Annotated in this window: 1 pseudogene; it reads right to left on the bottom strand. The window is 77.4% G+C overall.

The annotated features are described in order from the left end of the window. Window positions 1–694: pseudogene (locus AC2W7J_RS18630) on the bottom strand (hypothetical protein); the annotation flags it as partial.

Below are 694 nucleotides of genomic sequence, written 5' to 3' on the forward strand. Positions count from 1 at the left end.
GGGCCCCCCGTCGACGGCACCCGCACCACCCCGGATCCCCCTCGCCTCGGGCGCGCCACGAGTGCGGTGAGCTGCTCCGCCGACGTCGCCGTCGTCGCCGGCACCCCGTGGGCGGCGCAGAGCACCTCGATGTCGGTGCCCGTCGGTGTCGTGAAGAGCCGGCGCATCGGTCCCGCGAGCGCGTCGGCGCCGTACTCGAGCGTGCCGAAGATGCTCGCCCCGTCGCGTCGACGAGACGAGGGTCAGGTCGGGGCGCGGTTCGTCTGGCCCGACGAGCAGGCCGTTGGCGTCGTGGAGGAAGGTCAGGTCGCCGAGCACCGCCACCGTCGGCCCCGTGCGGGAGAGGGCCAGCCCGACGGCCGTGGAGACGCAGCCGTCGATGCCGGCGAGCCCGCGGCTGGTGACGACCTCGACGTCGGCGCGCACCCGGGCGACGCCGTGGGCCACGTCGCGGGCGACGCTGCTGCTGCCGAGGAAGAGCGCGCTGCGCTCGGCGAGCGCGTCGTGCACCGCCCGGGCCACGGCGGGCCCGTCGAGCGTGGCACCGGTTGGGGCGAGCGCGGCGGCGACCGTCTCGCCTGCAGCAAGCCACTCGTGGGCGAAGGGGGGTCGGCTCCTGCCCGCCCCCTCGGTCCGCAACGCCGCGAAGGGGTGGACTGCCGCGGCCGCGTGGGCGGCGTCGGCCAGCCGTCGC

This window comes from Janibacter sp. CFPM2_SD2 (assembly GCF_057364645.1).